Below are 26,679 nucleotides of genomic sequence, written 5' to 3'. Positions count from 1 at the left end.
ACGTCACTTCCTTAACGTGGCGTTCAACCTTTGTTCGAGCGAGGTGAGGATATTTTGCGTCGTAGTATTCACCTCATCGTCATTAAGAGTGCGCGATGGATGCTGCCAGGTCAAGCCGACTGCAAGGCTTTTTCTATCAGGATCAATACCTTTACCCTGATACACGTCAAATAGCCTGAGGTCTGTCAGCCATTCGCCTGCATTTTCACGGATTACGTCCAGTACGGCACTGGCTGCGACGTCTTTTTCGGCGATCAGCGCAAGGTCACGACGCACTTCAGGAAAGCGCGACAACTCCTGGAATTTAGGCATTTTACCCAACGCCACTTCGGCCAGAACCAGCTCGAAAACGAAGACCGGGCGATCGAGACCGAGGGTTTTCGACAATTCAGGGTGGATAGCACCAACGAAACCAACCAAACGACCTTCACGCTCGATGCGGGCGGTTTGACCCGGATGCAGCGCTGGATGCTTGCCCGGCACGAAAGTGAACGAATCCAGTGCACCGGCGAAGCCCAGCACCGCTTCCACGTCAGCCTTGACGTCGAAGAAGTCGACGACATCGCGACCTTGCGCCCAGCCTTCCGGCAGACGGCTACCGCAAACAACACCCGCCAGCATCGGCTCTTGCTTCAAGCCTTCCAACTGACCGACGAAGCGCAGACCGCTTTCGAACAGACGGACACGATCCTGCTGACGGTTCAGGTTGTGCTGAAGCGCCTTGACCAGGCCTGGCCACAGGGACGAACGCATGGCGGCCATATCGTTCGAAATCGGGTTAGCCAGCAGCAGCGGCTCTACACCCGGATTAAACAGCTCGAACTGTTTCGGATCGATGAAGCTGTAAGTGATCGCTTCCTGATAACCACGGGCCACCAGCAGACGACGCAGCTCTGGCAGATCGCTACGGGCTTCAGCCTTGGCTTGTGGCGCCAGACGGGCTTGTGGGTAGCGAACCGGCAGACGGTTGTAACCGTACAGACGGGCCAGCTCTTCGATCAGGTCAACTTCCAGGCTAATGTCGAAGCGATGGCTTGGCACTTCTACTTGCCACTGCCCTGCCCCATCGGCAGAAACGGTCAGCCCCAAAGCGTTCAGCAGACGCTCGACTTCGGCCGAATCCATTTCCATGCCCAGCATCTGGGTGATGCGCTGCGCACGCAATGTAACCGGCGCGATTTTCGGCAGGTGCTGCTCGCTGACGGTTTCGATGATCGGGCCGGCTTCGCCGCCAGTGATTTCCAGCAGCAGGCCGGTGGCGCGCTCCATGGCTTCACGGGCCAGTTGCCAGTCCACGCCACGCTCGTAGCGGTGCGAGGCATCGGTGTGCAGGCCGTAGGAACGGGCCTTGCCAGCGACAGCAATCTGATCGAAGAACGCGCTTTCCAGGAAAATATCGCGAGTGGTCGCGGTGTTGACGCCGCTGTGCTCGCCACCCATGACGCCGGCGATTGCCAGGGCGCGGGTGTGGTCGGCAATTACCAGCGTATCGCTACGCAGGCTGACTTCCTGACCGTCGAGCAGCACCAGCTTCTCGCCTTCTTCAGCCATGCGCACGCGGATGCCGCCATTGATTTCGGCGAGATCAAACGCGTGCAACGGTTGACCCAGCTCCAGCATCACGTAGTTGGTGATGTCGACCGCAGCGTCGATGCTGCGCACGTCGCCACGACGCAGACGCTCAACCATCCACAACGGCGTAGGCTTGGACAGGTCGACGTTACGGATCACACGACCCAGGTAACGTGGGCACGCCGCTGGCGCCAGCACTTCAACCGAACGTACTTCATCGTGCACGGCTGGCACAACGACTACGACCGGACGGGTGACTTTAGCGGCGTATAGCGCGCCAACTTCACGGGCTATGCCGGCCAGGGACAGGCAGTCGCCGCGGTTCGGGGTCAGGTCGACCTCGATGCTGGCGTCGTCCAGGCTCAGGTATTCACGAATGTCCTGACCGACCGGCGCATCAGCCGGCAATTCCATCAGGCCATCGTTGCCTTCGCCGACTTGCAGCTCGGCTTGGGAGCACAGCATGCCGTTGGACTCAACGCCACGCAGCTTGGCTTTCTTGATTTTGAAGTCGCCTGGCAGTTCGGCACCGATCATGGCGAACGGGATCTTCAGGCCCGGGCGCACGTTTGGCGCACCGCAAACGACCTGGAAGGTCTCCGAGCCATTGCTGACCTGACAAACACGCAGCTTGTCGGCGTCCGGGTGCTGCTCGGTGCTCAGCACCTCGCCCACTACGACACCGGTGAATACGCCGGCGGCCGGCGTAACGCTATCGACCTCAAGACCGGCCATCGACAGACGAGCAACCAGCTCGTCACGACTTACCTGCGGGCTTACCCAGCCACGCAGCCATTGTTCACTGAATTTCATCCTGCTCTCCTAAGAATTCGTTACGACTAGCGAAATTGCGCGAGGAACCGCAAGTCGTTGTCGAAGAACAGACGCAAGTCGTTCACGCCGTAACGCAGCATGGCCAGACGCTCAACGCCCATGCCGAAGGCAAAGCCCGAGAACTCTTCCGGGTCGATCCCGGACATACGCAACACGTTCGGGTGAACCATGCCGCAGCCCATCACTTCCAGCCAGCCAGTCTGCTTGCAGACACGGCAGCCTTTACCGCTGCACATCACGCATTCCATGTCGACTTCGGCGGATGGCTCGGTGAACGGGAAGTACGAAGGACGGAAACGCACGGCCAGTTCTTTTTCGAAGAACACGCGCAGGAACTCTTCGATGGTGCCTTTGAGGTCGGCGAAATTGATGTCGCGATCAACCAGCAGGCCTTCGACCTGGTGGAACATCGGCGAGTGGGTGATATCGGAGTCGCTGCGGTACACACGGCCTGGGCAGACAATGCGGATCGGCGGTTTTTTCGATTCCATGGTGCGGACCTGTACCGGCGAGGTATGGGTGCGCAACAACATGTTGGCATTAAAATAGAAGGTGTCATGCATCGAACGGGCCGGGTGATGGCCTGGGATGTTGAGCGCTTCGAAGTTGTGGTAATCGTCTTCGACCTCAGGGCCTTCGGCGATGCCGTAGCCAATGTGGGTAAAGAACTGTTCGATACGTTCCAGAGTGCGCGTAACCGGATGCAGACCACCCGAGGTCTGGCCACGGCCAGGCAGGGTCACGTCAATGGACTCGGCAGACAGTTTGGCGGCCAGGTCGGCCTCTTCAAACAGTGCCTTGCGTGCATTGAGAACCTCTGTGACACGCTCCTTGGCAACGTTGATCAGGGCGCCGACTTGCGGACGCTCTTCTGCCGGCAAATTCCCCAGGGTCTTCATCACCTGAGTCAATTCGCCCTTTTTGCCAAGGTAGTGAACCCGGATTTGCTCCAGGGCATTGATATCTTCAGCGCTTTGCACAGCCTCTAGAGCTTGAGAGACCAGCGCGTCCAGGTTTTCCATGTACAGACTCCAGATACAAAATAGGGGAAGAGCTTGAAGGCTCTTCCCCTATTTATGACGTTTAACACCTGGCCCCACAGAGGTGAGGCCGGGTGACTGTCGGGGGTACTTAAGCCAAGGTGGCTTTAGCTTTCTCGACAATCGCAGCAAACGCCGCTTTTTCGTTCACTGCCAGATCAGCCAGAACCTTACGGTCGATCTCGATGGACGCTTTTTTCAGGCCGGCGATGAAACGGCTGTAGGACAGACCGTTGATACGTGCACCAGCGTTGATACGAGCGATCCACAGAGCGCGGAACTGACGTTTTTTCTGACGACGGTCACGGTAGGCGTATTGGCCTGCCTTGATTACCGCTTGCTTGGCAACACGGAATACGCGCGAGCGAGCGCCGTAGTAGCCTTTAGCAAGTTTCAGAATTTTTTTGTGACGTTTACGGGCAATGACGCCACGCTTTACACGAGCCATGAGTTACTTCCTCTATTCTTGACTAAATTAACGAAGGCGCAGCATGCGCTCGACTTTTGCCACGTCACACGGTGCCAGCAAGCTGCTACCGCGCAGTTGACGCTTACGCTTGGTCGACATTTTAGTCAGGATGTGGCTCTTGAAAGCGTGCTTGTGCTTGATACCGTTAGCAGTTTTCAGAAACCGCTTAGCAGCACCACTTTTAGTTTTCATTTTTGGCATGTTCGGATACTCCGCATTCAGTTGATAAACATAATCAGAAGGCCTGCCGTGCCCTATTGATTACTTCTTCTTTTTCGGGGCGATGACCATGATCAGCTGGCGTCCTTCCATCTTAGGATGCTGTTCGACCGAACCGTACTCGAGCAAGTCACCTTCAACTCGCTTGAGGAGTTCCATCCCCAGCTCCTGGTGGGCCATCTCACGGCCGCGGAATCGCAAGGATACCTTGGCCCTGTCCCCATCACTCAGGAAACGTACCAGGTTGCGCAGTTTTACCTGGTAATCCCCTTCCTCCGTCCCTGGACGAAACTTGATTTCTTTAACCTGAATCTGCTTCTGGTTTTTCTTGGCCGCGGCAACCTGCTTCTTCTTTTCGAAGATCGATTTGCCGTAGTCCATCAGTTTGCAAACAGGGGGTACTGCATCGGCGGAAATCTCCACCAGATCCAGCTTGGCCTCTTCAGCCTTAAGAAGCGCGTCTTCAATTGACACAATCCCAAGCTGTTCACCTTCAGCCCCAATTAACCGAACCTCGCGTGCCGAGATATTCTCGTTGATCGGGGCTTTCGGTGCAGCTCGTTTATCTTGTCTCATTTCACGCTTAATAGTAATTACTCCGAATCTGGGCGACCACGCCGGGAAACCGCTTGCGCGAGAAACTCAGCGAACTGGGCGACGGGCATCGAGCCCAGGTCAGCACCTTCACGAGTACGCACAGCGACAGTCTGCATCTCGACTTCCCGATCTCCGATAACCAAGAGATAAGGAACCTTGAGCAAAGTATGCTCGCGGATTTTAAAGCCGATCTTTTCATTTCTCAAGTCAGACTTGGCACGAAATCCGCTTTCGTTGAGAGTTTTTTCAACCTCAGCGGCGAAATCAGCCTGTTTATCAGTGATATTCATGATCACTGCCTGGGTCGGAGCCAGCCACGCAGGGAATGCACCCTCGTAGTGCTCGATCAGGATTCCGACGAAACGTTCGAAGGATCCAAGGATCGCCCGGTGCAACATAACCGGGTGCTTGCGACTGTTGTCTTCGGAGACGTATTCGGCTCCCAGACGGACAGGCAGGTTAAAATCGAGCTGAAGGGTACCACACTGCCAGACGCGGCCGAGGCAATCTTTCAGGGAGAATTCGATCTTCGGACCGTAGAACGCACCTTCGCCCGGCTGCAAATCGTACGGCAGGCCAGCGTTATCAAGGGCTGCGGCCAATGCGGCTTCAGCGCGATCCCACAATTCGTCGGAACCAACGCGTTTTTCCGGACGAGTGGACAGCTTCATTTCGACGTCTTTAAAGCCGAAGTCGGCATAAACGTCCATGGTCAGTTTGATAAACGCAGCGGATTCAGCCAGCATCTGCTCTTCGGTGCAGAAGATGTGGGCATCGTCCTGAGTGAATGCACGTACTCGCATGATGCCGTGCAACGCGCCCGATGGCTCGTTACGGTGGCAAGCACCGAACTCGGCCAGGCGCATTGGCAGTTCGCGGTAGCTCTTCAGGCCTTGGTTGAACACCTGCACGTGGCAAGGGCAGTTCATTGGCTTGATCGCGTAGTCGCGGTTTTCCGACTGAGTGGTGAACATGTTGTCGGCGTAGTTGGCCCAGTGCCCGGATTTCTCCCACAGGCTGCGGTCAACGACCTGCGGAGTCTTGATCTCCAGATAGCCATTGTCGCGCTGAACCTTGCGCATGTACTGCTCAAGCACTTGATACAGGGTCCAGCCGTTCGGGTGCCAGAACACCATGCCCGGCGACTCTTCCTGGGTGTGGAACAGGCCCAGGCGCTTGCCGATTTTGCGGTGATCGCGCTTTTCAGCTTCTTCGATGCGCTGGATGTAAGCCGCCAGCTGCTTCTTGTCAGCCCAAGCCGTGCCGTAAACGCGCTGCAATTGCTCGTTCTTGGCATCGCCACGCCAGTAGGCGCCGGACAACTTGGTCAGCTTGAAGGATTTCAGGAAACGCGTGTTCGGCACGTGCGGACCGCGGCACATGTCGACGTATTCTTCGTGATAGTACAGGCCCATGGCCTGCTCGTTCGGCATGTCCTCGACCAGGCGCAGCTTGTAGTCTTCGCCACGGGCCTTGAACACTTCGATCACTTCGGCGCGCGGAGTGACTTTCTTGATCACATCGTAATCTTTTTCGATCAGCTGCTGCATGCGCTGTTCGATCGCGGCCATGTCGTCCGGCGTAAAAGGACGCTCGAAGGCGATGTCGTAATAGAAGCCTTCGTCGATGACCGGCCCGATAACCATTTTAGCGGTCGGGTACAGCTGCTTGACCGCGTGGCCAACCAGGTGGGCGCAAGAGTGGCGAATGATCTCCAGCCCCTCTTCATCCTTTGGCGTGATGATTTGCAGCGTGGAATCGCTGTCGATGATGTCGCTGGCGTCGACCAGCTTGCCATTGACCTTGCCGGCCACGGTGGCTTTGGCCAGGCCAGCACCAATGGATGCGGCGACCTCGGCTACGGAAACCGGATGATCGAATGAACGTTGACTGCCGTCGGGAAGAGTAATAGTTGGCATGGCGCCTCCTCTCCTAGTGGTGACCCCTACCAAAGGTCACGTGGGTTGGGATGAGCCAGTACAAGATCCGATCCAGGCCATTCAATGACGAACGCCTGCCTTACAGCGGCAGGAGCCTTGCGGCCAACCGGAAAACCGAACCAGAGTGACTGGGATTCAAATCAGGGTTATTCGTACAGTTGCCGCTGCCGGGACTGAATGTCAGCCGAAGCCTGCAAAAGCACGAGCGCAGAATCCTAGCACAGATGAACGGTCGTCGATGCACCCACGCCTTATGCCAGCGTAAAACGACGCTTTTTATGCCAGAGTGCTGAACTTGAACGCGGTTTTATCCATCAGATAACAAGACATTTGACCCACAAGGAGCATCCAAGCATGCGTCTGAATCGTTTATTCGCAGTAGTCGCCCCTCTCGTCCTTCTGCTGCCTCTGGCGGCCCATGCCGATTGGCCGAAGGGCGAGCGGGATAAATACATGGCCCAGTGCGTTCCTGCTGCCGAAAAGAAGATCAGTAACGCTCAGGCAAAAGCCGTGTGTGGTTGCGGCGCCGATCAGCTCAAATCATATCCTGCCAGTGACCTTACGGCATTGATGAACGGCACGGCCAGTGACGCACTGGGGAAACAGGCAATGGAAAAAATTGCCACATGCAGGCTCGAGAATGGTGAGAAAAAATAAGCCAGGCGAAGTCGTTTTTACGCCACCGATGACTGTAAAAAGAGCCCGAGCGTCGCTTTTTCGGACATTTTATACAGGTTTTACAGCTTTTTTTATCGTCTTTACTTTTGGCTGAAAGCCTTTTAAAACGGGGCTTACAGCCAGATCAAGCAGCAAAGAAAGCACGGTTTAAGGGCAAACAGCACCTGCGGGGGGCTCCCAAACCGTACATTTCGACTATGATAGTCCCGTGTGCCCAGTTGGCCTGAGCAGCACAGTACTACTGAAAATATATGTTTCTTGGAGATACACCATGTCTAATCGCCAAACCGGCACCGTTAAATGGTTCAACGATGAAAAAGGCTTCGGCTTCATCACTCCTCAAGGTGGCGGTGACGACCTGTTCGTACACTTCAAAGCTATCGAAAGCGACGGTTTCAAAAGCCTGAAAGAAGGCCAGACCGTTTCCTTCGTGGCTGAGAAAGGCCAAAAGGGTATGCAAGCTGCACAAGTTCGCCCAGAGTAAGTTTCTGGCGCACTAAAAAAACCCCGTCCATGTGACGGGGTTTTTTATGGGCGAAACAAAAGCCTGACGGTATCAGCCGCAGTTGATGCGCGTGATCACCAAGTTGTCGTCAGTGTTCAGGTTCAAGCGATCGGAGCGATACTCCAGGGTCACCATATCGCTGGGCTTGAGAATCCGCGCACTCTGCGCGCCCGCGCGAGTACGTGCCTGCTCCAGCAGTTCTGGCGAGGCCTTTTTGCCGATGGTGAATTCTGCAGCCTTTGAATCACAACGGCTGTGACCGGTGTCGGTCACCACAGGGTCTTTTGCTGTCGACTCGGTGGAGGGAGTGCTGCAACCGGCCAGCATGGCAACGGCCAACAAAGTACCCAATGACGCGAGCTTCCAAGGCATGAAGCCTCCTTCTTTAAATAGTTAATCTGAGATCGTGCGACCGCCAATCTGGCGTTTGGTTTCACGGACAGTACTGTCACCCTGCCCCCAATCTGGACGGTCAGCGAGTTTGCCTGAGCGTCGCAGCATCGTTCATCACTCAATCGTGACTGAATATGAACAGCACTCAATAGACGTCGATGTAGTCGTAAAGCGGATTCGGCCAGTTCTCTTTCAGCGCGTTGAAGATCTGCATGACCCAGACCTCGTCACTGGCGGCGACTAATCCCACATAACCCGAGCCCTTGGCCCACGTCTCCAGGCGAAACAGCAGACCATTGATATCAGTGCCGCCGACAACGCCCGACGAAATGTAAGCGATGCCGCCCTTGGTTACCCGCAACTGCGTGTGCTCATCGTCGCTGGCAGAGGCCAGGAGCTGGCGCACGGCCTCAAGGGTCAAGCCGTCGGGAGTATTCAAATCGATCTGCACAGCGCGGTCCTTGAAAATCCATCAAAGGCCAAGTGTCGCATAGCCCTTCCCTCATGCCTAAGTCGGAGTGCCAAACGCTGCGCAAAATGGTTAACTCGACACTCAGACTTTCCCGACTTCACGAGCGCCATCATGACCACCGTAAGTATCGACGCCGACATCAAAGCCAAGTGGGCACAGGGCCACAGTTCCTACAGCCCGGGCAGCCCGGAAGAGTTGGCAATCATTGGCATCGACCTACTGGTCAAGGAACTGGGAACACAAGGTGCGCAAAAGTTTATCGAACAGGTGCTGGAGCGGTATCAGAACGAGCACAAGGCTACATCAGACACCGATAGAGAGTAACGACCCGCAGGCTGGCACCTGCGGGTCTGCGGCTTACTTCAAACGAGCCAGACGCTGGGTCAGCAGATCGAAAAAGCCTTGAGCGTCGCCGTTTTCAACCCAGAAAGCATTCTTTGGTGCTTTCAGGCCGTCATACCAATCGACGACGGTCTGGCCGAATGTCGGACCTTCACGACTGTCGATCACCACATTGACCGAACGACCGGTGAACAGCTCCGGCTTCAGCAGGTAAGCGATGACGGTGGCGTCATGCACCGGGCCGCCCGGAATACCGTAGTGCTCCATGTCGCCTTTGACGTATTCGTTGAGAATATCGCCCACGATCTTGCCGGCATTGTTGTTGAGCGCGGCGATCTGCTTCAGGCGCGCGTCGCTAGTGAGGATCTTGTGGGTCACGTCCAGCGGCAGGTAGGACAGTTTCACCCCACTTTTGAGCACCACTTCCGCAGCCTGCGGGTCAGCGAACAGGTTGAATTCAGCCACCGGGGTGATGTTGCCGCCATTGAAGTGCGCACCGCCCATGATTACCACTTCCTTGATGCCCTGAACGATTTCAGGTTCCTGGATCAGCGCCAGGGCCAGGTTGGTCTGTGGACCGAGCATGGCGATGGTGATGCTGTGGGGTTTGGCAGTTTTAAGGGTATCGATCAGGTAATTGACCGCATTTCCCTTGGCCAGGCCTTGCTTCGGTTCGTGCACGGTGACACCCGACAGGCCTTCCTTGCCATGGATGTTCTCGGCGTAGATCGGCGTGCGCATCAGCGGCTTCGGCGCGCCAGCGTAGACCGGCACTTCTTCGCGCCCTGCCCACTCGCGGGCCAGGCGTGCATTACGCGAAGTCTTGTCCAGGCGTACGTTGCCAGCGACGGTGGTTAGTGCGCGAATGTTCAGTTCTTCCGGCGAGGCCAGGGCAAACAGCAAGGCGACCACGTCGTCGGCACCCGGGTCGGTGTCGATGATCAAGTCGATCTTTTCCGCCGCCTGGGCGCTTGTTGCGGTAATCAGGGACAAAAGCAGCAGACTCCGGAGCAGATGATGCAGTTTCTGAGCATAGCGGTGCATAGCGCACTCCTTGTGCGTGGGAAAGCAGAAAGGGTTACAGCAAGTTAGAACGTCACCCCGGACACCAGCACGATGTTGCAGTACGGCTGACATTCGCCCGTACGAACAATCGCCCGCGCCTGTCGGCTGAGGACCTTGAATTGATCATGGCTGAGCAAGTCGCGCCGGCCCAAGGCACCTTCGGCATTCAGCTCTTCCAGTGTCGCCAGGGCCGTCGGTTGCTTGTCGAGGATCTCCTGGGCGAGTACATGGCTTTCGACCTGCATTTCGCTGAGCACCACTTTTAAGGTGCTGATGAAATCCGGAATACCGTGGGTCAGTGCCAGATCGATCAGTTCGACGCCCGGCGGCACTGGCAGGCCAGCATCACCGATCACCACGATGTCGCCATGACCCAGGGACGCGATCAGCCGCGACAGCGCGACGTTGAGCAAAGGTGTCTTTTTCATGGGATTTTAAAGGCCTGTACGTCGGACAAAGTAGGAATCGAAGGTTGCGCACCCGCTCGGGTGACCGACAGTGCTGCTGCGACTTGACCAAAACGGATCGCCTCGGCCTCGCTTTTGCCGGAAGCCAGGGCAGCGGCAAAACCGCCGACAAAGGTGTCGCCGGCCGCCGTTGTATCAACTGCCTTCACTGTCGGCGCAGGGAAATGCTCAAAACCTGTGCCGTTGGCAAACAGGGAGCCTTGGGCACCGAGGGTGATGATCACCTTGCCGGCGCCCATCGCGATCAATCGGGTCGCGGCGGTTTGCGCGGTGTCGAGGGAATCCACCGGCAAACCACTCAGGGCCGACGCCTCGCTTTCATTCGGGATCAGGTAGTCGATGGACGCATACCAATCCGCCGGTAACGGACGACTGGCCGGCGCCGGGTTGAGAATCACGATTTTGCCCAGCTCACGGCCGCGCTTGAGCGCATGACCGACGGTGGCGTCCGGCACTTCCAGCTGACAGATGATCACGTCCGCCGCTTGCAGCACCGCGTCGAAACGGTCGATCACTGGCGGCGTCAGCGCGCCGTTGGCACCGGCGACAATCACGATCGCGTTCTGGCTGTTGTCATCAACCACAATCAACGCCACGCCACTGGCGCCATCGACGATGCTGACCGCCTGACAATCGATCCGTTCCGCCAACAATGCCCCGCGCAGCTCTTGACCATAAGCGTCGGTCCCGACGCAGCCGACCATCGATACCTTGGCACCCAGTCGCGCGGCGGCCACGGCCTGGTTCGCACCCTTGCCGCCAGAGACCGTGGTGAACGACTGACCAATCAGCGTTTCACCGCCACGGGGCAACCGTGGCGCCCGGGTCACCAGGTCCATATTCAAGCTGCCTATTACCACTACTTTTGCTGGCATACATCATTACTCATCAATTCGGTTTCAGCGGTGCTTTTGTTTAGCGGTACTCAGCAAACACACCAGCCAGCGGTGCAGTCGACTCCCGCAAGACAATACTTGGGGTCACGATCCGTTGATCAGTGGCCAGGTCCGGCGTGGCAATCCTTCGCAACAGCACCTCGGCAGCCATCTCACCTAGCTGCAGGATCGACTGGCCCACGGTGGTCAGCGCCGGATAAACATAACGGCTCATTTGGATGTCATCGAAGCCGATCACCGACAACTCTGTGGGCACGCGAATATTGCGTTCGGCGGCCGCGCGCAGCACACCGATACCGATCATGTCGTTACCGGCGAAAATCGCGCTGGGCGGGTTCTTTTCCAGCAGGATCGCGGCCGCACTGTAACCGCCGGTGCTGGTGAAGTCGCTTTCCAGCATGCGCTCGCGAGGCACCTCGACGCCTGCCTCTTTCAACGCCCGGCAGTAACCGGCCAGACGCATTTGCGCCACACTGGTGTCCGCCGGCCCGCCGATTGTGGCGATGTCCCGATGCCCCAACTCCAGTAGATGCCGGGTCGCCAGGTAGGCGCCGTATTCGTGGTCGATGCGCACCAGGTCGGCATTCACACCTTCCAGGCCACGGTCGACAATCACCATCGGCGTGCGCACGCCCGCCAGACCTTCAGCGAGCACGGCATCGCCACCGGCCGAGGCCACGATCAAGCCGTCGATGCGTTTTTCCAGCAGCACCCGCAGGTAGCTGCGCTGCTTGTCCGGGTTATCGTCGGAGTTGCAGAGGATTACGCAGTAGCCGTTACGCTCGCAGTAATCCTCGATGCCCCGGGCCAGTTCGGCGAAGTACGGGTTGAGGCTGTTGGGCACCAGCAAACCGATGGTCGCCGTGGTTTTCGCTTTTAACGAACGCGCGACGGCGCTGGGGACGTAGTCGAGGCTTTTGATCGCTGCCTCGACTTTCACCCGCACTTCTTCACTGACCGGCCGCGTCTTGTTCACCACGTGAGACACCGTGGTGTAGGAAATCCCTGCAAGTGCCGCCACATCCTTGATCGTTGCCATGAATCAGGTCCGCCGGCTTGCGCGCTGACTGCGATAAGTATCAAGCACCACCGCCACCACGATAACCGCACCGGTGATGATGCGTTTGGTCGGTTCGGTCGCACCAATCTGCGCCAGGCCCGCCGCCAATACCGAGATGATCAATACACCGAAGAACGTGCTGATGACCGAACCGCGGCCGCCCATCAGGCTGGTGCCGCCGATCACCACAGCGGCGATCACTTGCAGCTCCAGGCCGGAGCCGGCATTCGGGTCCGCCGCTTCCAGACGGGAAATCTGAAACAGCGCGGCGATACCGGCGAGCAAGCCCATCAGGCTGAACACCAGAATCTTATAGGGTTTTGGATTGATCCCGGCCAGACGCACGGCCTCTTCGTTGGTGCCAATGCCGATCAGGTAACGACCGAACACAGTCCGGGTCAACACAGCCTGGGCGACGATGATGATCACAAAGGCAATGATGAACGACGGCGAAATACCGAAGGCAATCGGGTTGGACAGCCAGGCAAAGGCATCACCGATGTAAGCCGTGCGCGAGCCGGTCATCTGGTACGCCAGACCACGGGCCATTTCCAGCACGCCCAAGGACACGATGAACGACGGGATTCGCCAGGCCACGGTGATCGAACCGGTGATGGTCCCGGCCAGTGCCGCAACCGCCATACCGAGCAACGCTGCGGGCAAGACGCTCCAGCCCCAGCCGAGAATCGCCACGCTGACCGCTGAAGCTGCGAGCGCCAGCACTGAACCGACCGACAGATCGATACCGCCGATGATCAACACGAACGTCATGCCGACCGCCAATACCATCAAGTCGGGGATCTGGTTGGCCAGGGTACTGAAGGTGTCATACGACAGAAAATGGCTGCTCAGGGCCGAGAACAGCGCGACCATCGCCAGCAAGGCACCGGCCAGGCCCAGGTAGGTCCCTAGCCCGTAAAAATTGCCACTACGTTTACCGGCAGATGCTGCAGTTTTCATGGAAGATCCCTAGGCGCTGCTTCGTTGAGCAACGCATCACGTTTTTGGTAGCCGGCAAAAGCGGCGGCAAGCAAATCATCCTGGGTCCAGCTGTCGCGCTCGAAGGTGTCGATCAGGCGCCCCGCAGACAACACGCCGATCCGGTCGCAGATCAGCATCAGCTCGCGCAGGTCACTGGACACCACCACCAACGCTTTGCCCTGGCGAGTCAATTCACCCAGCAAGGCATAGATGTCGAACTTGGCGCCGACGTCGATACCGCGAGTCGGCTCATCGAACAACATCACCGAACAATCGCGCTCCAGCCAACGGCCGATCACGACTTTCTGCTGGTTGCCACCGGACAACTCGGACACCAGTTGTGTTGGACTTGAACTGCGGATGCGCATCGCGTCGATTTGACGTTGGGCCAGTGCCATCTCGTCACCGTTATTGACGACGCCCGCGCTGGAAATCACCGGCATGTTGCCCAAGGCAATGTTGGCGCTGATCGATTGGGTCAGTAGCAGGCCTTCGCCCTTGCGGTCCTCGGTGATCAGGGCGATGCCGTGACCGACCGCATCAGCCGGCGAACGGATGCTGACGACTTTAGCCGGAGAACCCAGCGCGACCGTGCCGCTGTCCGCGGTATCGGCGCCAAAGATCAGGCGCAGCAACTCGGTGCGCCCTGCCCCGATCAGCCCGGAAATGCCGTAGATCTCACCGGCGCGCACTTCGAAAGACACATCGCGAACCTTGTCGGAGCGGGTCAGCCCTTTGACCGTCAGCGCCGGCGCGCCGATGTTGCGCGGCCCCAAGTCCATGTGTTCGCCCAACTCACGGCCCACCATCAGGGTGACCAGTTGCTCGCTGTTGTAATTGGCCATCGGCTCGACGCAGACCAGGTTGCCGTCACGCAGCACGGCAATGCGCTGTGCCACTCGCGCCAGTTCTTCGAGGCGGTGGGAGATGTAGATGATCGACACGCCGCGGGCTTGCAGGCGAGTGATCTGTTCGAACAGCATCTCGACTTCACGAGCCGTCAGCATCGCGGTCGGTTCGTCGAGGATCAGCACATGGCAGTCGCCGATCAGGTTACGGGCGATCTCGACCATTTGCTGATGACCGATGCCCAGCTCGCCGACCAGGGTGTCCGGGTCGATCGCGTCGAGACCGACTTGGGCCATGGCCTCGATCGCAGCCTTGCGCAGTTGCTTGCGACTGATCCAGCCACCGCTGCTGGGCAGGTTATCGAGAAACAGGTTTTCCGCCACCGACAGCGTCGGCAACAGATTGAGTTCTTGCATGACCATTCGAATGCCCAGGTCTTCAGCCTGGGCGCGGCTGCCGGGGCGGTATTCCTGACCCTGGAATTGCATCTGGCCGGTGGTCGGCGTGACCAGCCCGCCGATGATCTTCGACAAGGTGCTTTTGCCGGCGCCGTTCTCACCGGTCAGCGCCAGCACTTCACCGCGCATCAGCGTCAGGTCGATGCCGGTCAGGACCGGTTGGGCATAGGTCTTACCGATACCGCTGACCGAGAGGACAGCGTTCGGGGCGCAAACTGACATAAAAAACTCTCCATGCGCTCGCCCGGACGGGCGAGCACCGTTGTGTCGCCAGAAGGACTACTTGGTAACCAGCTCTACCGGAGTTTCGATCACACCGTTGGTGCCGCTGTCGACTTTCTCGCCCTTGATGATTTTCAGCGCAGTCTCGATGCCGAACACGGCTTGTTTGGCAGCAAACTGGTCAGCGGTCGCCAGGACGCGGCCGTCCTTGAGCATCGGCTTGATGGCGTTGATGTTGTCGTAACCGACTACCTGAACCTTGCCAGCCTTGCCCGCTGCACGGACGGCGGAAACGGCGCCGAGGGCCATGTTGTCGTTACCGGCCAGCAGGGCTTTGATGTTCGGGTATTCACTGAGGATTGCAGCGGCGACTTTGTTACCACCGTCCATTTCCCATTGGCCGGACTGCAACGAGACAACCTTGATATTGGCCGCTTCCATCGCATCCTTGAAGCCTGCGGTGCGGGCTTGGGCGTTGGTGGTGGTGGACACGCCTTCGATGATGCCAACTTCGTCACCGGCCTTCAGTTGCTTGGCCAGGTAATCGCCCACCAGACGCGCACCTTTGCGGTTGTCCGGGCCTACGAACGGTATGGTGATGTTCTTGCTTTTGACGACGGCCGGATCAAGTTGGTTGTCGATGTTGATCACGGTAATACCGGCATCGACGGCTTTCTTGAGCACCGGGACCATAGCCTTGGAGTCTGCTGGTGCGATGACCAGAGCATTGACCTTGTTCACAATCATCTGCTCGACGATGCGAATCTGGTTACTCGTGTCCGTTTCGTCCTTGATGCCGTTGGAGATCAGGTCAAAATCGGCGGAGTGTTCTTTCTGGTAGGCCTTGGCGCCGTCTTCCATGGTCAGGAAGAATTCGTTGGCCAGGGATTTCATGACCAGGGCAACTTTAGGTTTTTCGGGGGTGTCGGCGAAAGCCGAAGAGAGGGGCAAAGCGGCGGATGCGGCAGCCAGCATAGCGACAGCGAGAAGACGTCCAGCGAATGGCAGCTTCATGGGTTCACTCCGATCTTATGATTATTGTGAGCAACGCTTGCGCTGGCGTAGCTTCAGGGCGTCGCCGATGAATCAAGTCATCGGGAACGCCGCGCAAACGTTTGCGTAGACCGAACTATGCGAATCCCGTCGACATTTGTCAACAATCAGAGATCGTCATTTCTTGCAGGGCGAACCTGTTGATCCGCCCCGCCACCGTTTATGCGGTGGTGCTGACCAGGTTTCCGCTGCTGGAACCCTTGGACATCTCTTTCAGCAGCGCCGCCGAGACCTGCATCATTTCGCCGCTGGTTTGCGCGATCTGCCCCTGAATGGACATGACCACCTGCGACTTGGCCTCTGGCGTCGGATAGCTCGCAGCCTGCGCGGCAGCGAGTTGCTGTTGCTGCTCCTGCATTTGCTTCTGCAATTCCTGCATGCGCTTCAGCAGCATCTTGACAGTAACGCTCAGGTTATCGCTGCTTTCAGTCTTGCTCTCTTCCTGCGCGGGCCCACCGGTTCTGACCTGATTACTCTCTTCTTTCTCGATGCCCAGCGCCTCGGCGGAAGCATCCGCTTCTGCTGCACTTATGGCATTGATCGTCGCGGCGGTCTTACCACCAATGGTGACAGCAGCGGGATTTGAAATACCGATGGTCAGTGACATGTGAACTCCCTAGATTTCAGTTTCCTTCAACACCCATCGGCCTGCGCACAGGATTCTTTAGCAGGAAATCCAGAACTCACAACCCGGCCTGTTCGACAGAAGCGGTAGTCCTTTTCGGTGAGCCGAACGCGAAAGCGCCCATTGTTCGGAAACCCGGATAAACGATTCACCAAAAATCTTGCCGACTCATAAAATACCTATATAAATCAGCAGATTAAAGTTTTTTCTCATTCAAAGTACGGCTGGTACAGATCCTGCTCCTACTCGTGCACCCCAGGCGTTCAGATCTGCCGGGGGCGCATCTAGATGAACCTGCATCAGCACCGTCACTACTAGAGAGAAAATAATGAAATCTGTATTCAACACTTTTATTCCGGGCGCTTTGGCCCTCCTGCTGCTCCTGCCGACCGCCCTTCAAGCGAAAGAAGCCGAAACCCAACAGAAACTGGCTAATGTGGTGATCCTCGCCACCGGCGGCACCATCGCCGGCGCTGGCGCCAGCGCGGCCAACAGTGCCACTTATCAAGCGGCCAAAGTCGGTATCGAGCAACTGATTGCCGGCGTGCCGGAACTCGGCAAATTGGCAAATGTGCGTGGCGAACAGATCATGCAGATCGCCTCTGAAAGCATCACCAACGACAACCTGTTGCAACTGGGTCGTCGCGTGGCAGAACTGGCCGACAGCAAAGACGTCGATGGCATCGTCATCACCCACGGCACCGACACCCTGGAAGAAACCGCCTACTTCCTGAACCTGGTGGAAAAAACCGACAAGCCGATCATCGTGGTCGGCTCCATGCGCCCAGGCACTGCGATGTCGGCTGACGGCATGCTGAATCTCTACAACGCCGTGGCCGTGGCCAGCAGCAAAGAAGCACGCGGCAAAGGTGTGCTGGTGACCATGAACGATGAAATCCAGTCCGGTCGCGACGTCAGCAAAATGATCAACATCAAGACCGAGGCTTTCAAAAGTGCCTGGGGCCCGCTGGGCATGGTGGTCGAAGGCAAATCCTACTGGTTCCGCCTGCCGGCCAAGCGTCACACCATGGACTCGGAATTCGACATCAAAACCATCAAGAGCCTGCCTGACGTCGAAATCGCCTATTCCTACGGCAACGTTAGCGATGTCGCCTACAAAGCCCTGGCTCAATCGGGCGCCAAAGCGATCATTCACGCCGGCACCGGCAACGGCTCGGTGTCTTCGCGCGTCGTTCCAACCCTGCAGGCCCTGCGCAAGGACGGCGTGCAAATCATCCGCTCGTCCCACGTCAACGCCGGCGGTTTCGTACTGCGTAACGCTGAACAGCCTGATGACAAGTACGACTGGGTTGTAGCGCATGACCTCAACCCACAAAAAGCCCGGATCCTGGCCATGGTCGCGCTGACCAAAACCAATGACAGCAAAGAGCTGCAACGGATGTTCTGGGAATACTGATCCGCCCTCGCCCGCCCAGCTCCGGTCGGGCACCGCTTACACCCTTCGCCACTCTGGCGAGGGGTCATAGTCCTACAAAAAAATCCTGACCGTCTTACACCAAACGGAAAAAACCACTGTCAGAGGATTTTCTTGAATTTTAAGCAGTTGCGAAAATGCTTACAGTTAAATACTGTATGCACGTACAGCTTAATAAGGATAATCCTGTGGCCACCACTTCCGCCTCTCCTGACTCCTATCAACGCATGGGCATTCGCGTCCAAAAAATCATCAATTCCCAAAGTGCCCAGAAAGCCAAAGCCGCCCTGATCTTCCGTCTTCCTGACGAACCGGTGGATGAGTGGGAACAACTGCTCGAAGAAATCGACGAGAACGATAACGTCACCCTCGCCTATCGCGACGATGGCGGCGTGCAGATTTTTTGGGTTGTGCCGAAGGAAGATTGAGTCAATGAGTGTCCGTTGTTTTGCTTTGTTGTTTCTGTTCATCGCCATGGGCGCCCAGGCTGGCGCTCCGCGCACCTTCAACGAAGCCAAGAAAGTCGCCTGGAAGCTTTACGCACCGCAATCCACCGAGTTTTATTGCGGCTGCAAATACACCGGTAACAAGGTGGACCTCGCCGCCTGTGGGTATGTGCCGCGCAAAAGCCTCAAGCGCGCCTCGCGCATCGAGTGGGAACACATTGTCCCCGCCTGGCAGATCGGTCATCAGCGCCAATGCTGGCAGTCGGGCGGACGCAAAAACTGCACACGCTACGACCCGACTTATCAGAAGGCCGAGGCCGACTTGCACAACCTGGTGCCGAGCATCGGCGAGGTGAATGGCGACCGCAGCAACTTCAGCTTTGGCTGGCTGCCGGTACAATCGGGCCAATACGGTTCGTGCCTGACGCAGGTCGACTTCAAGGCCAAGAAGGTCATGCCGCGCCCTTCGATACGCGGGATGATCGCCCGGACGTATTTCTACATGAGCAAGCAGTACGGCTTGAAGCTGTCCAAACAGGATCGCCAACTGTATGAAGCCTGGAACAAGACCTACCCGGTGCAAGCCTGGGAGCGCCAGCGCAACCAGAGCGTGGCCTGCGTGATGGGTCGCGGTAATGAGTTTGTCGGCCCGGTAAACATGAAAGCCTGCGGCTGATTGCAGCGCAAAAAGAAAGGCCTCGAATGTTATGTTCGAGGCCTTTTTTGTGACTAGCTTCCAGACTTGTTGTAGCGCCAGTACCCCATCAGATTGAGCGACTCACGAGGAATGCCGCACTCCTTGATCAGGTATTTGCGCAAGCTCATGACTGCCGCACTTTCACCGGCGACCCAGCCGTAAAATCCTTCAGGTGCGGTGTCGGCAATTTCCCAGAGAATATCCTTGTCGATATCGACATCGGCCAACTCGACTGCACGCCCCTCTGACGACGCATGAACGGGCAGCGTTGCCCCGCGCACCGCCTCAACCATCAGCGCTCCGGCGACGGTTTCACCCGATTGTTCACGGATCAACCATTGCACTGACAGCCCCGGCCAGTCAGGAACGGCAAGCATGTCCTGCGCGCTATCCACCTCAAAGAATGCCTGGACTTGCGGCGGTTCATCGAGCGCCGCCAACTCATCGAGAATACCCATGGCAGCCGGCAGCGCCGTGGCGTCGGCGACGAGTAGAACCTGCTTGAGAATTTGTGGCGGCTTCCATTCGAATCCACCGGCATCCTGCGCCGAGAAATGGCTGTCGGGCGCAAGGATCTGCATCGACTCACCGGGTTGAGCCCTTAGTGCCCAACGCGATGCCGGGCCGGTCTCGCCATGCAGAACAAAATCGATATCCACTTCGCCTTGTTCAGCGCGCAGGTGACGGATTGTGTAGGTGCGCATCGCAGGACGTCGATCCGCCAGCATCGCCCGGAAGCGGGCGTACCAACCTTCACCTTGAGAAAGTCGTGATTGCGAACCGTCGGCGGCAGGGAAAAACAGCTTCACCCGTTGATCCGGCGCCCAGGTAGCCATTTCATTGACCGGCGGGCCGGAAAGGGTGATCCGCATCATATGCGGGCTCAAATGCGTTTTACGATGCAAGGTGACATCGAACAACTTGTAGGGATTGGCGGAGGCCATGGGGAGCTCCTTCTGGAAATCATCAGCGACTTCAATAGGAACGAATCGCAGCTGACAACCTTTAGGCAGCTCCACCAAATGAATCGCTTATGGCGTGAGCGGATGCTCAACCAACACCGATTCGACATTCTGCTTTTTCGCCTTCACCAGTGCAGCATCCACTTGCACCTTGCGAGCTTCGGCCTCGGCCTGGGAGTTGAACGGGCCAATCAGAATCCGCGTTTTACCGCTGCTGTCCTTGATGACCGTCGGAACGAAAGCATGTTCGATCAGCCAGCCGCTCAGGTCGCTAACAGCCTGAGGCGTTTCACCGCGCACCTCAAGATCCCACTGTGGAGCAGAGGCTACCGCCGGCGCCGCTGTCACTGCCGTTTTCGGCTTCGGTACGTCTACACTCTTGCCCTCACCACATCCCGCCAACGCCAATACTGCGATTACCAAGGCCATTTTGCGCACAACGTTTCCCTCTGAATGCTGAAAGCGCGGATTTTAACATTCATGAATACTTCCCGAGTGCCGCAAAATGGCCTTAAAACAACGAGAATGATGGTTGCGGCCTCTGTATAGTTACGCCTTGGGAATTAATGCAGCATCTGCGCGTCAGAAAGAGGCACCCAAACTGTGAGACTTCGCACTAATCTATAACTACACCGACCTCTGCACTGTCTGAATCAGGTGCCCTACAAGCAATCAAGGAGAAGACCATGCTGATACTCACCCGCAAAGTCGGTGAAAGCATAAATATCGGTGATGACATTACGATCACTATTCTGGGCGTTAGCGGCCAGCAAGTCCGGATTGGCATCAACGCCCCGAAAGATGTTGCCGTACATCGCGAAGAAATCTATCAGCGCATTCAGGCCGGTCTGACCGCACCAGACAAGCCACAAACCCCCTGATTCGCCTCGCAGTCAGTAGCCAGTTCGTTTACCCGCGTGTAATGACTGGCTAAAGATTCACGCGCCGTACTGCCATCCGCTCCCCAATCCCCTTGGGCACGGCGCCTGACACACGATTCCCGTCTCACTCCCCCTCCTGTTGCCGGCGATACTACCCGCCATTATTGAATCTGGCTGTCGGACATTTCCGATAGAACACAGCGAATTCGCCTTCCTAAACGAATGTCACGCCACGCGCCATGCCAGTGGCTGCTATCACCATCAATACAAGCAGCAACGCCTCGACATGACTGATTCGTGCGTACAGCTTTGCACGCTCGGTATCGAGTGCCGCACCGCGCGCAGATGCGATCCGCCATTTGATCAAGGTGATCATCGGCGCCAGTTCCATTAGCAAAATGATCACGAACAGCGTCATCTTGAGATGAAACAGCGGCTGATGAAGGTAGTAGTCGGTGCCTTTTTCATACCCACCGAAGGCTCGCATCAGTCCCGTGACCAGCAAAATCCCGGCACAAATCCCCCACACGTTATCCGCGACCAGCACGCTACGAATCTGCGCCGTTCCAGCGGCCAAGCGGCTTAACGCCGTGCCGCGAGTGAGCACCGCCCAAAGACCCAAGGCCACAGCCAGCAGATGAACAGCTGCGAGAAACCAATGAACCAGCATCGACACACTCCTTAGGAAAGAGTTGGAAATCGCCAGTCAGTAGTAGTCGAAAAAGTAAGGATTTGCCCGCACAGCATCGGCAGAAGAAAGACAGGCGCTGCGACAGCCAAATCGAAGGCAAAAAAAAATCCCAGGCAGCTGATGGACGCCTGGGACTTAAAAATGCATAAACCGTGGTGGTGAACGCGGGGCGAATGTTACTGATTTATCCCGCAGGTAACAACATTTTTTCGATAACTGGTTGGTTAGTAACACTCGTAAACCATTCAATATCCACACTTTTTTAAAGGATGCTAGCGACGAACGGTGACTTTACGCCTGACAACCGAAGCCCTCCCCGCAGCGCTAGTCGACCATCATCCCGACCCACTGGATCATCCACACGCAAATCAGCAAGGACCGCAAAACAATGAAGCACCCCGCTCATGGACGACGCCCCCTCAAGGCAATCTCCCCGCTAAAAACTCCCCAGGGACACACCCTCAACATCAGCAGTATCAGTACTTGGCCCCTCATCGGCTTCTTGTGCTGTGCAAGTTTTTTGGTGAACGCCACAGAGATACCAATCAAAGAGGGGATGTCATTTACGAGTGCCAGGCGCGCCTTGATTCAGAATGGCTGGAAGCCGAATCCAACCGACTCAGAAAGGATCGGGGTCGAAAATATCCTGATAAGAAAAGGCTTCATTGAAATTGAATCCTGCACGATGGGCATCCAATTCTGCAGCTTCTACTATTTAAAAGGCCAAACCTGCCTCGGCGTAGCGACAGTGGGCGAAGAGATCAAAGACATGAAGATCTACTCATGGAATTTCGATTGCCCCGAGAGAGAGTGAGGGCGCTGCGAACGATCAGATTGCCGGGTGTGAACGAACTCGACATTTTGTGAACGTTCTGCATGAAACCCCAGACAACAAAAAAGGGCCCACCTTTCGGTGAGCCCTTCTAGACCGCCCAGCAGAGCGGATTTTGTTTGGTAGGCGCGATTGGACTCGAACCAACGACCCCCACCATGTCAAGGTGGTGCTCTAACCAACTGAGCTACGTGCCTGCTGTGAGGCGGCATTCTACGGAATTCCGGAGGGGTGTCAACACCTTTTTTTGAGCTAACCCTATGAATATGCAAAATATTTAATTTTGCCGCTGCGAAGAAGATTTTCCGGTGGCTGGCGGCCGTTTTTTAACTCGCGTAGGATCGACGCACTCGTAAAATATATTAAACAGAGGCAGCAGGATGGCGAACACCCCTTACCCAGAGTCCTATTACGCCGCATCGGCCAATGCGGTTCCGCCGCGCCCTCTTTTGCAGGATGACGTGGAGACTGATGTCTGTGTGATTGGCGCCGGTTACACCGGGTTGTCCTCTGCCCTGTTTCTGCTGGAGAACGGTTTTCGGGTAACGGTGCTGGAGGCGGCCAAGGTCGGGTTTGGGGCGTCGGGGCGCAATGGTGGCCAGATCGTTAACAGCTATAGCCGTGACATTGATGTGATCGAGCGCAGTGTCGGCCCTAAACAAGCTCAGTTGCTGGGGCAGATGGCGTTTGAAGGTGGGCGGATCATTCGTGAGCGGGTCGCCAAATATAATATCCAGTGCGACTTGAAGGACGGCGGTGTGTTCGCCGCCATCACGGCCAAGCAGATGGGTCATCTGGAATCCCAGAAGCGTTTGTGGGAGCGCTTCGGTCACTCGCAGCTTGAGTTGCTGGACCAAAAGCGCATCCGTGAAGTGGTGGGCTGCGACCAGTATGTCGGCGGCATGCTCGACATGAGCGGCGGGCACATTCATCCGTTGAACCTGGCGCTCGGTGAAGCAGCCGCTGTCGAGTCGCTGGGCGGCACTATTTATGAACAGTCTCCGGCGGTGCGCATCGAGCGCGGTGCGAACCCGGTGGTGCATACGCCACAGGGTAAGGTCAGGGCCAAGTTCATTATCGTGGCGGGCAATGCTTACCTCGGTAATCTGGTGCCGGAGTTGGCCGCGAAGTCGATGCCGTGCGGGACTCAGGTGATTACCACTGAACCGCTGGGCGATGCGCTGGCCAAAAGCTTGTTGCCACAGGATTACTGCGTCGAAGACTGCAACTACCTGCTCGATTATTACCGTCTGACCGGCGACAAGCGTTTGGTTTTCGGTGGGGGCGTGGTGTATGGCGCGCGGGATCCGGCAAATATTGAAGCGATTATTCGGCCGAAGATGCTTAAGGCTTTTCCGCAGCTTAAGGACGTGAAAATTGATTACGCCTGGACCGGAAACTTCCTGCTGACGCTGTCGCGTCTTCCGCAGGTTGGGCGGCTGGGGGATAACATTTATTACTCTCAGGGTTGCAGTGGGCATGGTGTGACTTACACGCATTTGGCGGGCAAGGTGTTGGCCGAGGCGTTGCGCGGCCAGGCCGAGCGGTTTGATGCGTTTGCGGATTTGCCGCACTACCCGTTTCCGGGTGGGCAACTGCTGCGCACACCGTTTGCGGCGTTGGGTGCGTGGTATTACGGGTTGCGGGATAAACTGGGCTTCTGACAGACCGTGAAACAACTGTGGCGAGGGGATTTATCCCCGATGGGTCGCGCAGCGCCCCTGAAGGGAATGCTGCGCAGTCCATCGGGGATAAATCCCCTCGCCACAAGTAGATATACAAGCCTGTATCAGAGTTGGTCGCGGGGGATGCCGCTGCGGATTCGCAGGATGTCGGCGAGTACGGCCAGGGCGATTTCCGCCGGGGTCTTGCTGCCCAGGTTCAGGCCAATCGGGGCATGAATTCTTGCGAGTTCAACATCCCCCAACCCACCAATCCTGCGCAACCGCTCAAAGCGCTTTTGCGACGTCTGCATCGAGCCCATCACACCGATGTAGAACGCATCGGTGCGCACCGCTTCCATCATCGCCAGGTCATCGATGCGCGGGTCATGGGTCAACGCCACCACTGCCGTGTCACTGTGGCAGCCGCCGTCGGCGATGAACACCGATGGCAGTTGGCGGCGAATCTCGACGTTGTTCAGCACCACGCCTTCAAGCACTTCGTCTCGCGGGTCGCAAAGAATCACCTCGAAACCCAGGCCCACGGCAAACTCTGCACAGGCCTGGGCGACGCTGGAATACCCCGCCAACAGCAACCGCTGAGCCGCGCCAACTCGCACGCGTACCCGGTCGATCTCTCGCTCGATGCGCGCGCCCTGCTCGCTGTCCGCGAACACACTGCGCGCGCCACTGGCCAGATCGACCTCGCGAATCAACCGGCGCTGGCCCAGCAATGCCGACTCCAGCTCGCGCAGATGTGCCTGAACCTCACAATCAGATTCAAGCTTCTCCACCAGCACATCGAGCACGCCACCACAGGGCAGACTGACCCGAGAGCGCGGATCATCGCCTTCGCCGTAACGGACCACGTTGACGGCCTCAAAAAACGCGCCCTCGGCGACGCGTTCGAGGAAGTCTTCCTCAACACAACCGCCCGACAGCGAGCCGATCCAGTGACCGTCCGCGTTCACCGCCAGCAACGAGCCCGGCGCACGTGGCGCCGAGCCATAGGTGGCGAGCACCGTGCACAGCCACACGCACTGGCCGGCCGTCGACCATTCCAGCGCCCGGCGCACCACTTGCAGATCGAGATGCTGCATGTCAGTGCGCCTTGTGCTCGGCGGTTGGTGCATCGGCCTGAAGCTTCTGCACATCGCTGACCGCCAGCTCACTCGACTGACCGCCCCAACCTTGACGCAAGTAGTTCAGCAGATCGGTCAGTTGCTCGTGACTGAGTTTGTCGGCGAAGCCCGGCATCGGTTGCATGCGTTCGAACCCGGCGAATTTCTGCTCGCCGATGCCGTCCTCGATCACCCGCAACAGGTTGCGCGGATCTTCCAGGCGCAATGTGGTGTTGCCGCGCATGGCCACCGCGATGTGCGGCTTGCCCTCGCCGTTCGGTGCGTGGCAACCGGCACAGACGTTCAGGTAATCCTGACGACCGCGCTGGGCGCTTGGGCCCATTTTGTCCAGCGGCACTTCGGTCAGCACTTTCGCTGCGGGCGGTTGATCGCCAAGCAGGAACGTCGCCATCGCCGCCAAGTCCGGATCATTGAGGCCTTGGGTGCTGTTGTGGAACACCGGGAACATCTCGTTGAACATCGTGCCCTGGGCGCTCATGCCGTGCTTGAGGAACGAGCTCAGGTCCTGATGATTCCAGCCGCGTGCGGCCAGGTCATTGGCCAACAGGCTTGGCGCCAGATAGCCATTGAGCAGGCCGCCAGTCAGGCGTTTGTCCTGCTGCATCGCACCGGGCAAACCGCGCGGGGTGTGGCATTCGCCGCAGTGCCCGAGCACGTCGACCATGTACTGGCCGCGCTTGAAGGCTTCGCTTTTGCCCTCGGTCGGCGCCAGTTTCACGTCCTTGCCGTAGAGCATGTTCCAGCCCATCAGGCCCAGACGCACGTTGAACGGGAAGCTCAGGCTGGTGACCGGTGCTGCACGTTCGATCGGCTCGACGGTTTTCAGATACGCGTGAATCGCGTCCGAGTCTTCACGCGGCATCAGGTGATACGAGGTGTAAGGCATCGCCGGATACAGGTTCGCGCCATCCCGGCGTTTGCCTTCGGTGAGCGCCGCGAAGAACTCATCATCGTTGTACAGACCGATGCCGTGCTCTTTGCTCGGGGTGATGTTGGTGCCGTAGATCGTGCCGAACGGCGAGATGATCGGCAGACCGCCGGCAAACGGCGCGCCACCCGGTGCGGTGTGGCAGGCCATGCAATCGGCAGCGCGGGCAAGGTATTCGCCGCGCTTGATCTGATCGTCCGCGTGGGCCAGTAACACCGGCGCAGCCAGACCAACCGCCAACGCCAGTCGGGAAAGTAGATGCTTCAT

General features: G+C 57.5%; 30 protein-coding genes and 1 tRNA gene. 9 read left to right on the top strand and 22 right to left on the bottom strand.

All coding sequences use genetic code 11. From position 1 onward, the window contains the following. Nucleotides 1-3 precede the first annotated feature (3 nt). The 6 genes from pheT to thrS form a co-directional block, all read right to left on the bottom strand. Entirely contained in the window at nt 4-2,385 is a 2,382-nt protein-coding gene (gene pheT, locus JFT87_RS14835; RefSeq protein ID WP_201202330.1) for a phenylalanine--tRNA ligase subunit beta, read from the bottom strand. Nucleotides 2,386-2,411: 26 nt separating this feature from the next. Further along, nucleotides 2,412-3,428, bottom strand: coding sequence for a phenylalanine--tRNA ligase subunit alpha (gene pheS, locus JFT87_RS14830; RefSeq protein WP_054596661.1), 1,017 nt, complete (start codon nt 3,426-3,428; stop codon nt 2,412-2,414). A 109-nt stretch (nt 3,429-3,537) separates the two neighbouring features. After that, on the bottom strand, nt 3,538-3,894 hold the full coding sequence (rplT, locus tag JFT87_RS14825; protein ID WP_007905879.1) for a 50S ribosomal protein L20: 357 nt from the start codon (nt 3,892-3,894) through the stop codon (nt 3,538-3,540). Between the two features lie 27 nt (nt 3,895-3,921). After that, complete coding sequence (gene rpmI / locus JFT87_RS14820; protein WP_008145659.1) at nt 3,922-4,116, bottom strand: 50S ribosomal protein L35; 195 nt, start codon at nt 4,114-4,116, stop codon at nt 3,922-3,924. Between the two features lie 60 nt (nt 4,117-4,176). Beyond that, nucleotides 4,177-4,728, bottom strand: a complete 552-nt coding sequence (gene infC / locus JFT87_RS14815) for a translation initiation factor IF-3 (protein ID WP_176469887.1) — start codon at nt 4,726-4,728, stop codon at nt 4,177-4,179. Beyond that, nucleotides 4,728-6,650: a threonine--tRNA ligase gene (thrS, locus tag JFT87_RS14810; RefSeq protein WP_201202329.1), complete on the bottom strand. Its 1,923-nt coding sequence runs from the start codon at nt 6,648-6,650 to the stop codon at nt 4,728-4,730. The genes infC and thrS overlap by 1 nt, the downstream gene beginning before the upstream one ends. A 375-nt stretch (nt 6,651-7,025) precedes the next feature. On the opposite strand from thrS, the gene JFT87_RS14805 reads away from it, so the two are divergent. Together JFT87_RS14805 and JFT87_RS14800 are read left to right on the top strand one after the other, a co-directional pair. After that, nucleotides 7,026-7,328: a hypothetical protein gene (locus JFT87_RS14805; protein WP_201202328.1), complete on the top strand. Its 303-nt coding sequence runs from the start codon at nt 7,026-7,028 to the stop codon at nt 7,326-7,328. A gap of 292 nt (nt 7,329-7,620) precedes the next feature. Then, complete coding sequence (locus JFT87_RS14800) at nt 7,621-7,833, top strand: cold-shock protein (protein WP_003179963.1); 213 nt, start codon at nt 7,621-7,623, stop codon at nt 7,831-7,833. A 72-nt stretch (nt 7,834-7,905) separates the two neighbouring features. Here the strand turns inward: JFT87_RS14800 and JFT87_RS14795 are convergent, their stop codons facing one another. Beyond that, nucleotides 7,906-8,226, bottom strand: coding sequence for an I78 family peptidase inhibitor (locus tag JFT87_RS14795; RefSeq protein WP_201202327.1), 321 nt, complete (start codon nt 8,224-8,226; stop codon nt 7,906-7,908). 166 nt (nt 8,227-8,392) lie between these two features. Beyond that, nucleotides 8,393-8,698: a hypothetical protein gene (locus tag JFT87_RS14790; protein WP_201202326.1), complete on the bottom strand. Its 306-nt coding sequence runs from the start codon at nt 8,696-8,698 to the stop codon at nt 8,393-8,395. Nucleotides 8,699-8,830: 132 nt separating this feature from the next. Here JFT87_RS14790 and JFT87_RS14785 point away from each other — a divergent pair, with 132 nt between their 5' ends. Then, complete coding sequence (locus tag JFT87_RS14785) at nt 8,831-9,043, top strand: hypothetical protein (protein WP_201202325.1); 213 nt, start codon at nt 8,831-8,833, stop codon at nt 9,041-9,043. A gap of 33 nt (nt 9,044-9,076) precedes the next feature. Here JFT87_RS14785 and JFT87_RS14780 read toward each other — a convergent pair whose 3' ends face one another. From JFT87_RS14780 to JFT87_RS14745, 8 genes are all read right to left on the bottom strand, one after another. After that, the gene (locus JFT87_RS14780; protein ID WP_201202323.1) at nt 9,077-10,105 is read right to left on the bottom strand and encodes a nucleoside hydrolase; all 1,029 of its coding nucleotides are present in this window, start codon (nt 10,103-10,105) and stop codon (nt 9,077-9,079) included. Between the two features lie 44 nt (nt 10,106-10,149). Then, nucleotides 10,150-10,554 carry a D-ribose pyranase gene (gene rbsD / locus JFT87_RS14775; RefSeq protein ID WP_201202321.1) on the bottom strand — a complete coding sequence of 135 codons (405 nt, stop codon included), beginning with the start codon at nt 10,552-10,554 and terminating at the stop codon, nt 10,150-10,152. Then, nucleotides 10,551-11,468: a ribokinase gene (gene rbsK, locus JFT87_RS14770; protein WP_201202317.1), complete on the bottom strand. Its 918-nt coding sequence runs from the start codon at nt 11,466-11,468 to the stop codon at nt 10,551-10,553. The genes rbsD and rbsK overlap by 4 nt, the downstream gene beginning before the upstream one ends. Nucleotides 11,469-11,508: 40 nt before the next feature. Continuing rightward, a complete protein-coding gene (locus tag JFT87_RS14765) occupies nt 11,509-12,528 on the bottom strand; it encodes a LacI family DNA-binding transcriptional regulator (protein ID WP_201202316.1) in 1,020 nt (339 codons plus the stop codon). Nucleotides 12,529-12,531: 3 nt separating this feature from the next. Then, nucleotides 12,532-13,509: an ABC transporter permease gene (locus JFT87_RS14760; RefSeq protein ID WP_201202315.1), complete on the bottom strand. Its 978-nt coding sequence runs from the start codon at nt 13,507-13,509 to the stop codon at nt 12,532-12,534. After that, nucleotides 13,506-15,059 carry a sugar ABC transporter ATP-binding protein gene (locus JFT87_RS14755; RefSeq protein ID WP_201202313.1) on the bottom strand — a complete coding sequence of 518 codons (1,554 nt, stop codon included), beginning with the start codon at nt 15,057-15,059 and terminating at the stop codon, nt 13,506-13,508. The genes JFT87_RS14760 and JFT87_RS14755 overlap by 4 nt, the downstream gene beginning before the upstream one ends. 57 nt (nt 15,060-15,116) lie before the next feature. Next, entirely contained in the window at nt 15,117-16,073 is a 957-nt protein-coding gene (locus JFT87_RS14750; protein ID WP_201202311.1) for a sugar ABC transporter substrate-binding protein, read from the bottom strand. Between the two features lie 199 nt (nt 16,074-16,272). Continuing rightward, entirely contained in the window at nt 16,273-16,719 is a 447-nt protein-coding gene (locus JFT87_RS14745; RefSeq protein ID WP_201202310.1) for a hypothetical protein, read from the bottom strand. Nucleotides 16,720-17,065: 346 nt separating this feature from the next. Here JFT87_RS14745 and JFT87_RS14740 point away from each other — a divergent pair, with 346 nt between their 5' ends. The 3 genes from JFT87_RS14740 (at nt 17,066) to JFT87_RS14730 (ending at nt 19,294) form a co-directional block, all read left to right on the top strand. After that, nucleotides 17,066-18,154, top strand: coding sequence for an asparaginase (locus tag JFT87_RS14740; RefSeq protein ID WP_201202309.1), 1,089 nt, complete (start codon nt 17,066-17,068; stop codon nt 18,152-18,154). A gap of 155 nt (nt 18,155-18,309) precedes the next feature. Next, nucleotides 18,310-18,600: a DUF1654 domain-containing protein gene (locus JFT87_RS14735; protein WP_201202308.1), complete on the top strand. Its 291-nt coding sequence runs from the start codon at nt 18,310-18,312 to the stop codon at nt 18,598-18,600. Between the two features lie 4 nt (nt 18,601-18,604). Beyond that, on the top strand, nt 18,605-19,294 hold the full coding sequence (locus tag JFT87_RS14730; protein WP_201202307.1) for an endonuclease: 690 nt from the start codon (nt 18,605-18,607) through the stop codon (nt 19,292-19,294). A gap of 53 nt (nt 19,295-19,347) precedes the next feature. Here JFT87_RS14730 and JFT87_RS14725 read toward each other — a convergent pair whose 3' ends face one another. Both JFT87_RS14725 and JFT87_RS14720 read right to left on the bottom strand, forming a co-directional pair. After that, entirely contained in the window at nt 19,348-20,259 is a 912-nt protein-coding gene (locus JFT87_RS14725; protein ID WP_201202306.1) for a siderophore-interacting protein, read from the bottom strand. 87 nt (nt 20,260-20,346) lie between these two features. Beyond that, nucleotides 20,347-20,715 (bottom strand): SPOR domain-containing protein, encoded by a 369-nt coding sequence (locus tag JFT87_RS14720; RefSeq protein ID WP_201202305.1) that lies wholly within the window; start codon nt 20,713-20,715, stop codon nt 20,347-20,349. 248 nt (nt 20,716-20,963) lie between these two features. On the opposite strand from JFT87_RS14720, the gene csrA reads away from it, so the two are divergent. Continuing rightward, nucleotides 20,964-21,158 (top strand): carbon storage regulator CsrA, encoded by a 195-nt coding sequence (gene csrA, locus JFT87_RS14715; RefSeq protein WP_007938114.1) that lies wholly within the window; start codon nt 20,964-20,966, stop codon nt 21,156-21,158. A 214-nt stretch (nt 21,159-21,372) separates the two neighbouring features. Here the strand turns inward: csrA and JFT87_RS14710 are convergent, their stop codons facing one another. Further along, complete coding sequence (locus JFT87_RS14710; protein ID WP_201202304.1) at nt 21,373-21,828, bottom strand: DUF2214 family protein; 456 nt, start codon at nt 21,826-21,828, stop codon at nt 21,373-21,375. A gap of 409 nt (nt 21,829-22,237) precedes the next feature. Here JFT87_RS14710 and JFT87_RS28405 point away from each other — a divergent pair, with 409 nt between their 5' ends. After that, the gene (locus tag JFT87_RS28405; protein ID WP_242487258.1) at nt 22,238-22,663 is read left to right on the top strand and encodes a hypothetical protein; all 426 of its coding nucleotides are present in this window, start codon (nt 22,238-22,240) and stop codon (nt 22,661-22,663) included. A 138-nt stretch (nt 22,664-22,801) separates the two neighbouring features. Here JFT87_RS28405 and JFT87_RS14700 read toward each other — a convergent pair. Continuing rightward, nucleotides 22,802-22,878, bottom strand: a tRNA-Val gene (locus tag JFT87_RS14700). Between the two features lie 183 nt (nt 22,879-23,061). On the opposite strand from JFT87_RS14700, the gene JFT87_RS14695 reads away from it, so the two are divergent. Then, nucleotides 23,062-24,345 carry an NAD(P)/FAD-dependent oxidoreductase gene (locus tag JFT87_RS14695; protein ID WP_201202302.1) on the top strand — a complete coding sequence of 428 codons (1,284 nt, stop codon included), beginning with the start codon at nt 23,062-23,064 and terminating at the stop codon, nt 24,343-24,345. 125 nt (nt 24,346-24,470) lie between these two features. Here the strand turns inward: JFT87_RS14695 and JFT87_RS14690 are convergent, their stop codons facing one another. After that, the gene (locus tag JFT87_RS14690) at nt 24,471-25,442 is read right to left on the bottom strand and encodes an XdhC family protein (RefSeq protein ID WP_201202300.1); all 972 of its coding nucleotides are present in this window, start codon (nt 25,440-25,442) and stop codon (nt 24,471-24,473) included. Nucleotide 25,443: 1 nt separating this feature from the next. Further along, on the bottom strand, nt 25,444-26,679 hold the full coding sequence (locus JFT87_RS14685; RefSeq protein ID WP_201202298.1) for a cytochrome c: 1,236 nt from the start codon (nt 26,677-26,679) through the stop codon (nt 25,444-25,446).

This window comes from Pseudomonas sp. TH15 (genome assembly GCF_016651105.1).
Lineage (GTDB): Bacteria > Pseudomonadota > Gammaproteobacteria > Pseudomonadales > Pseudomonadaceae > Aquipseudomonas.
This window is presented reverse-complemented; position numbering and strand designations above follow the sequence as displayed.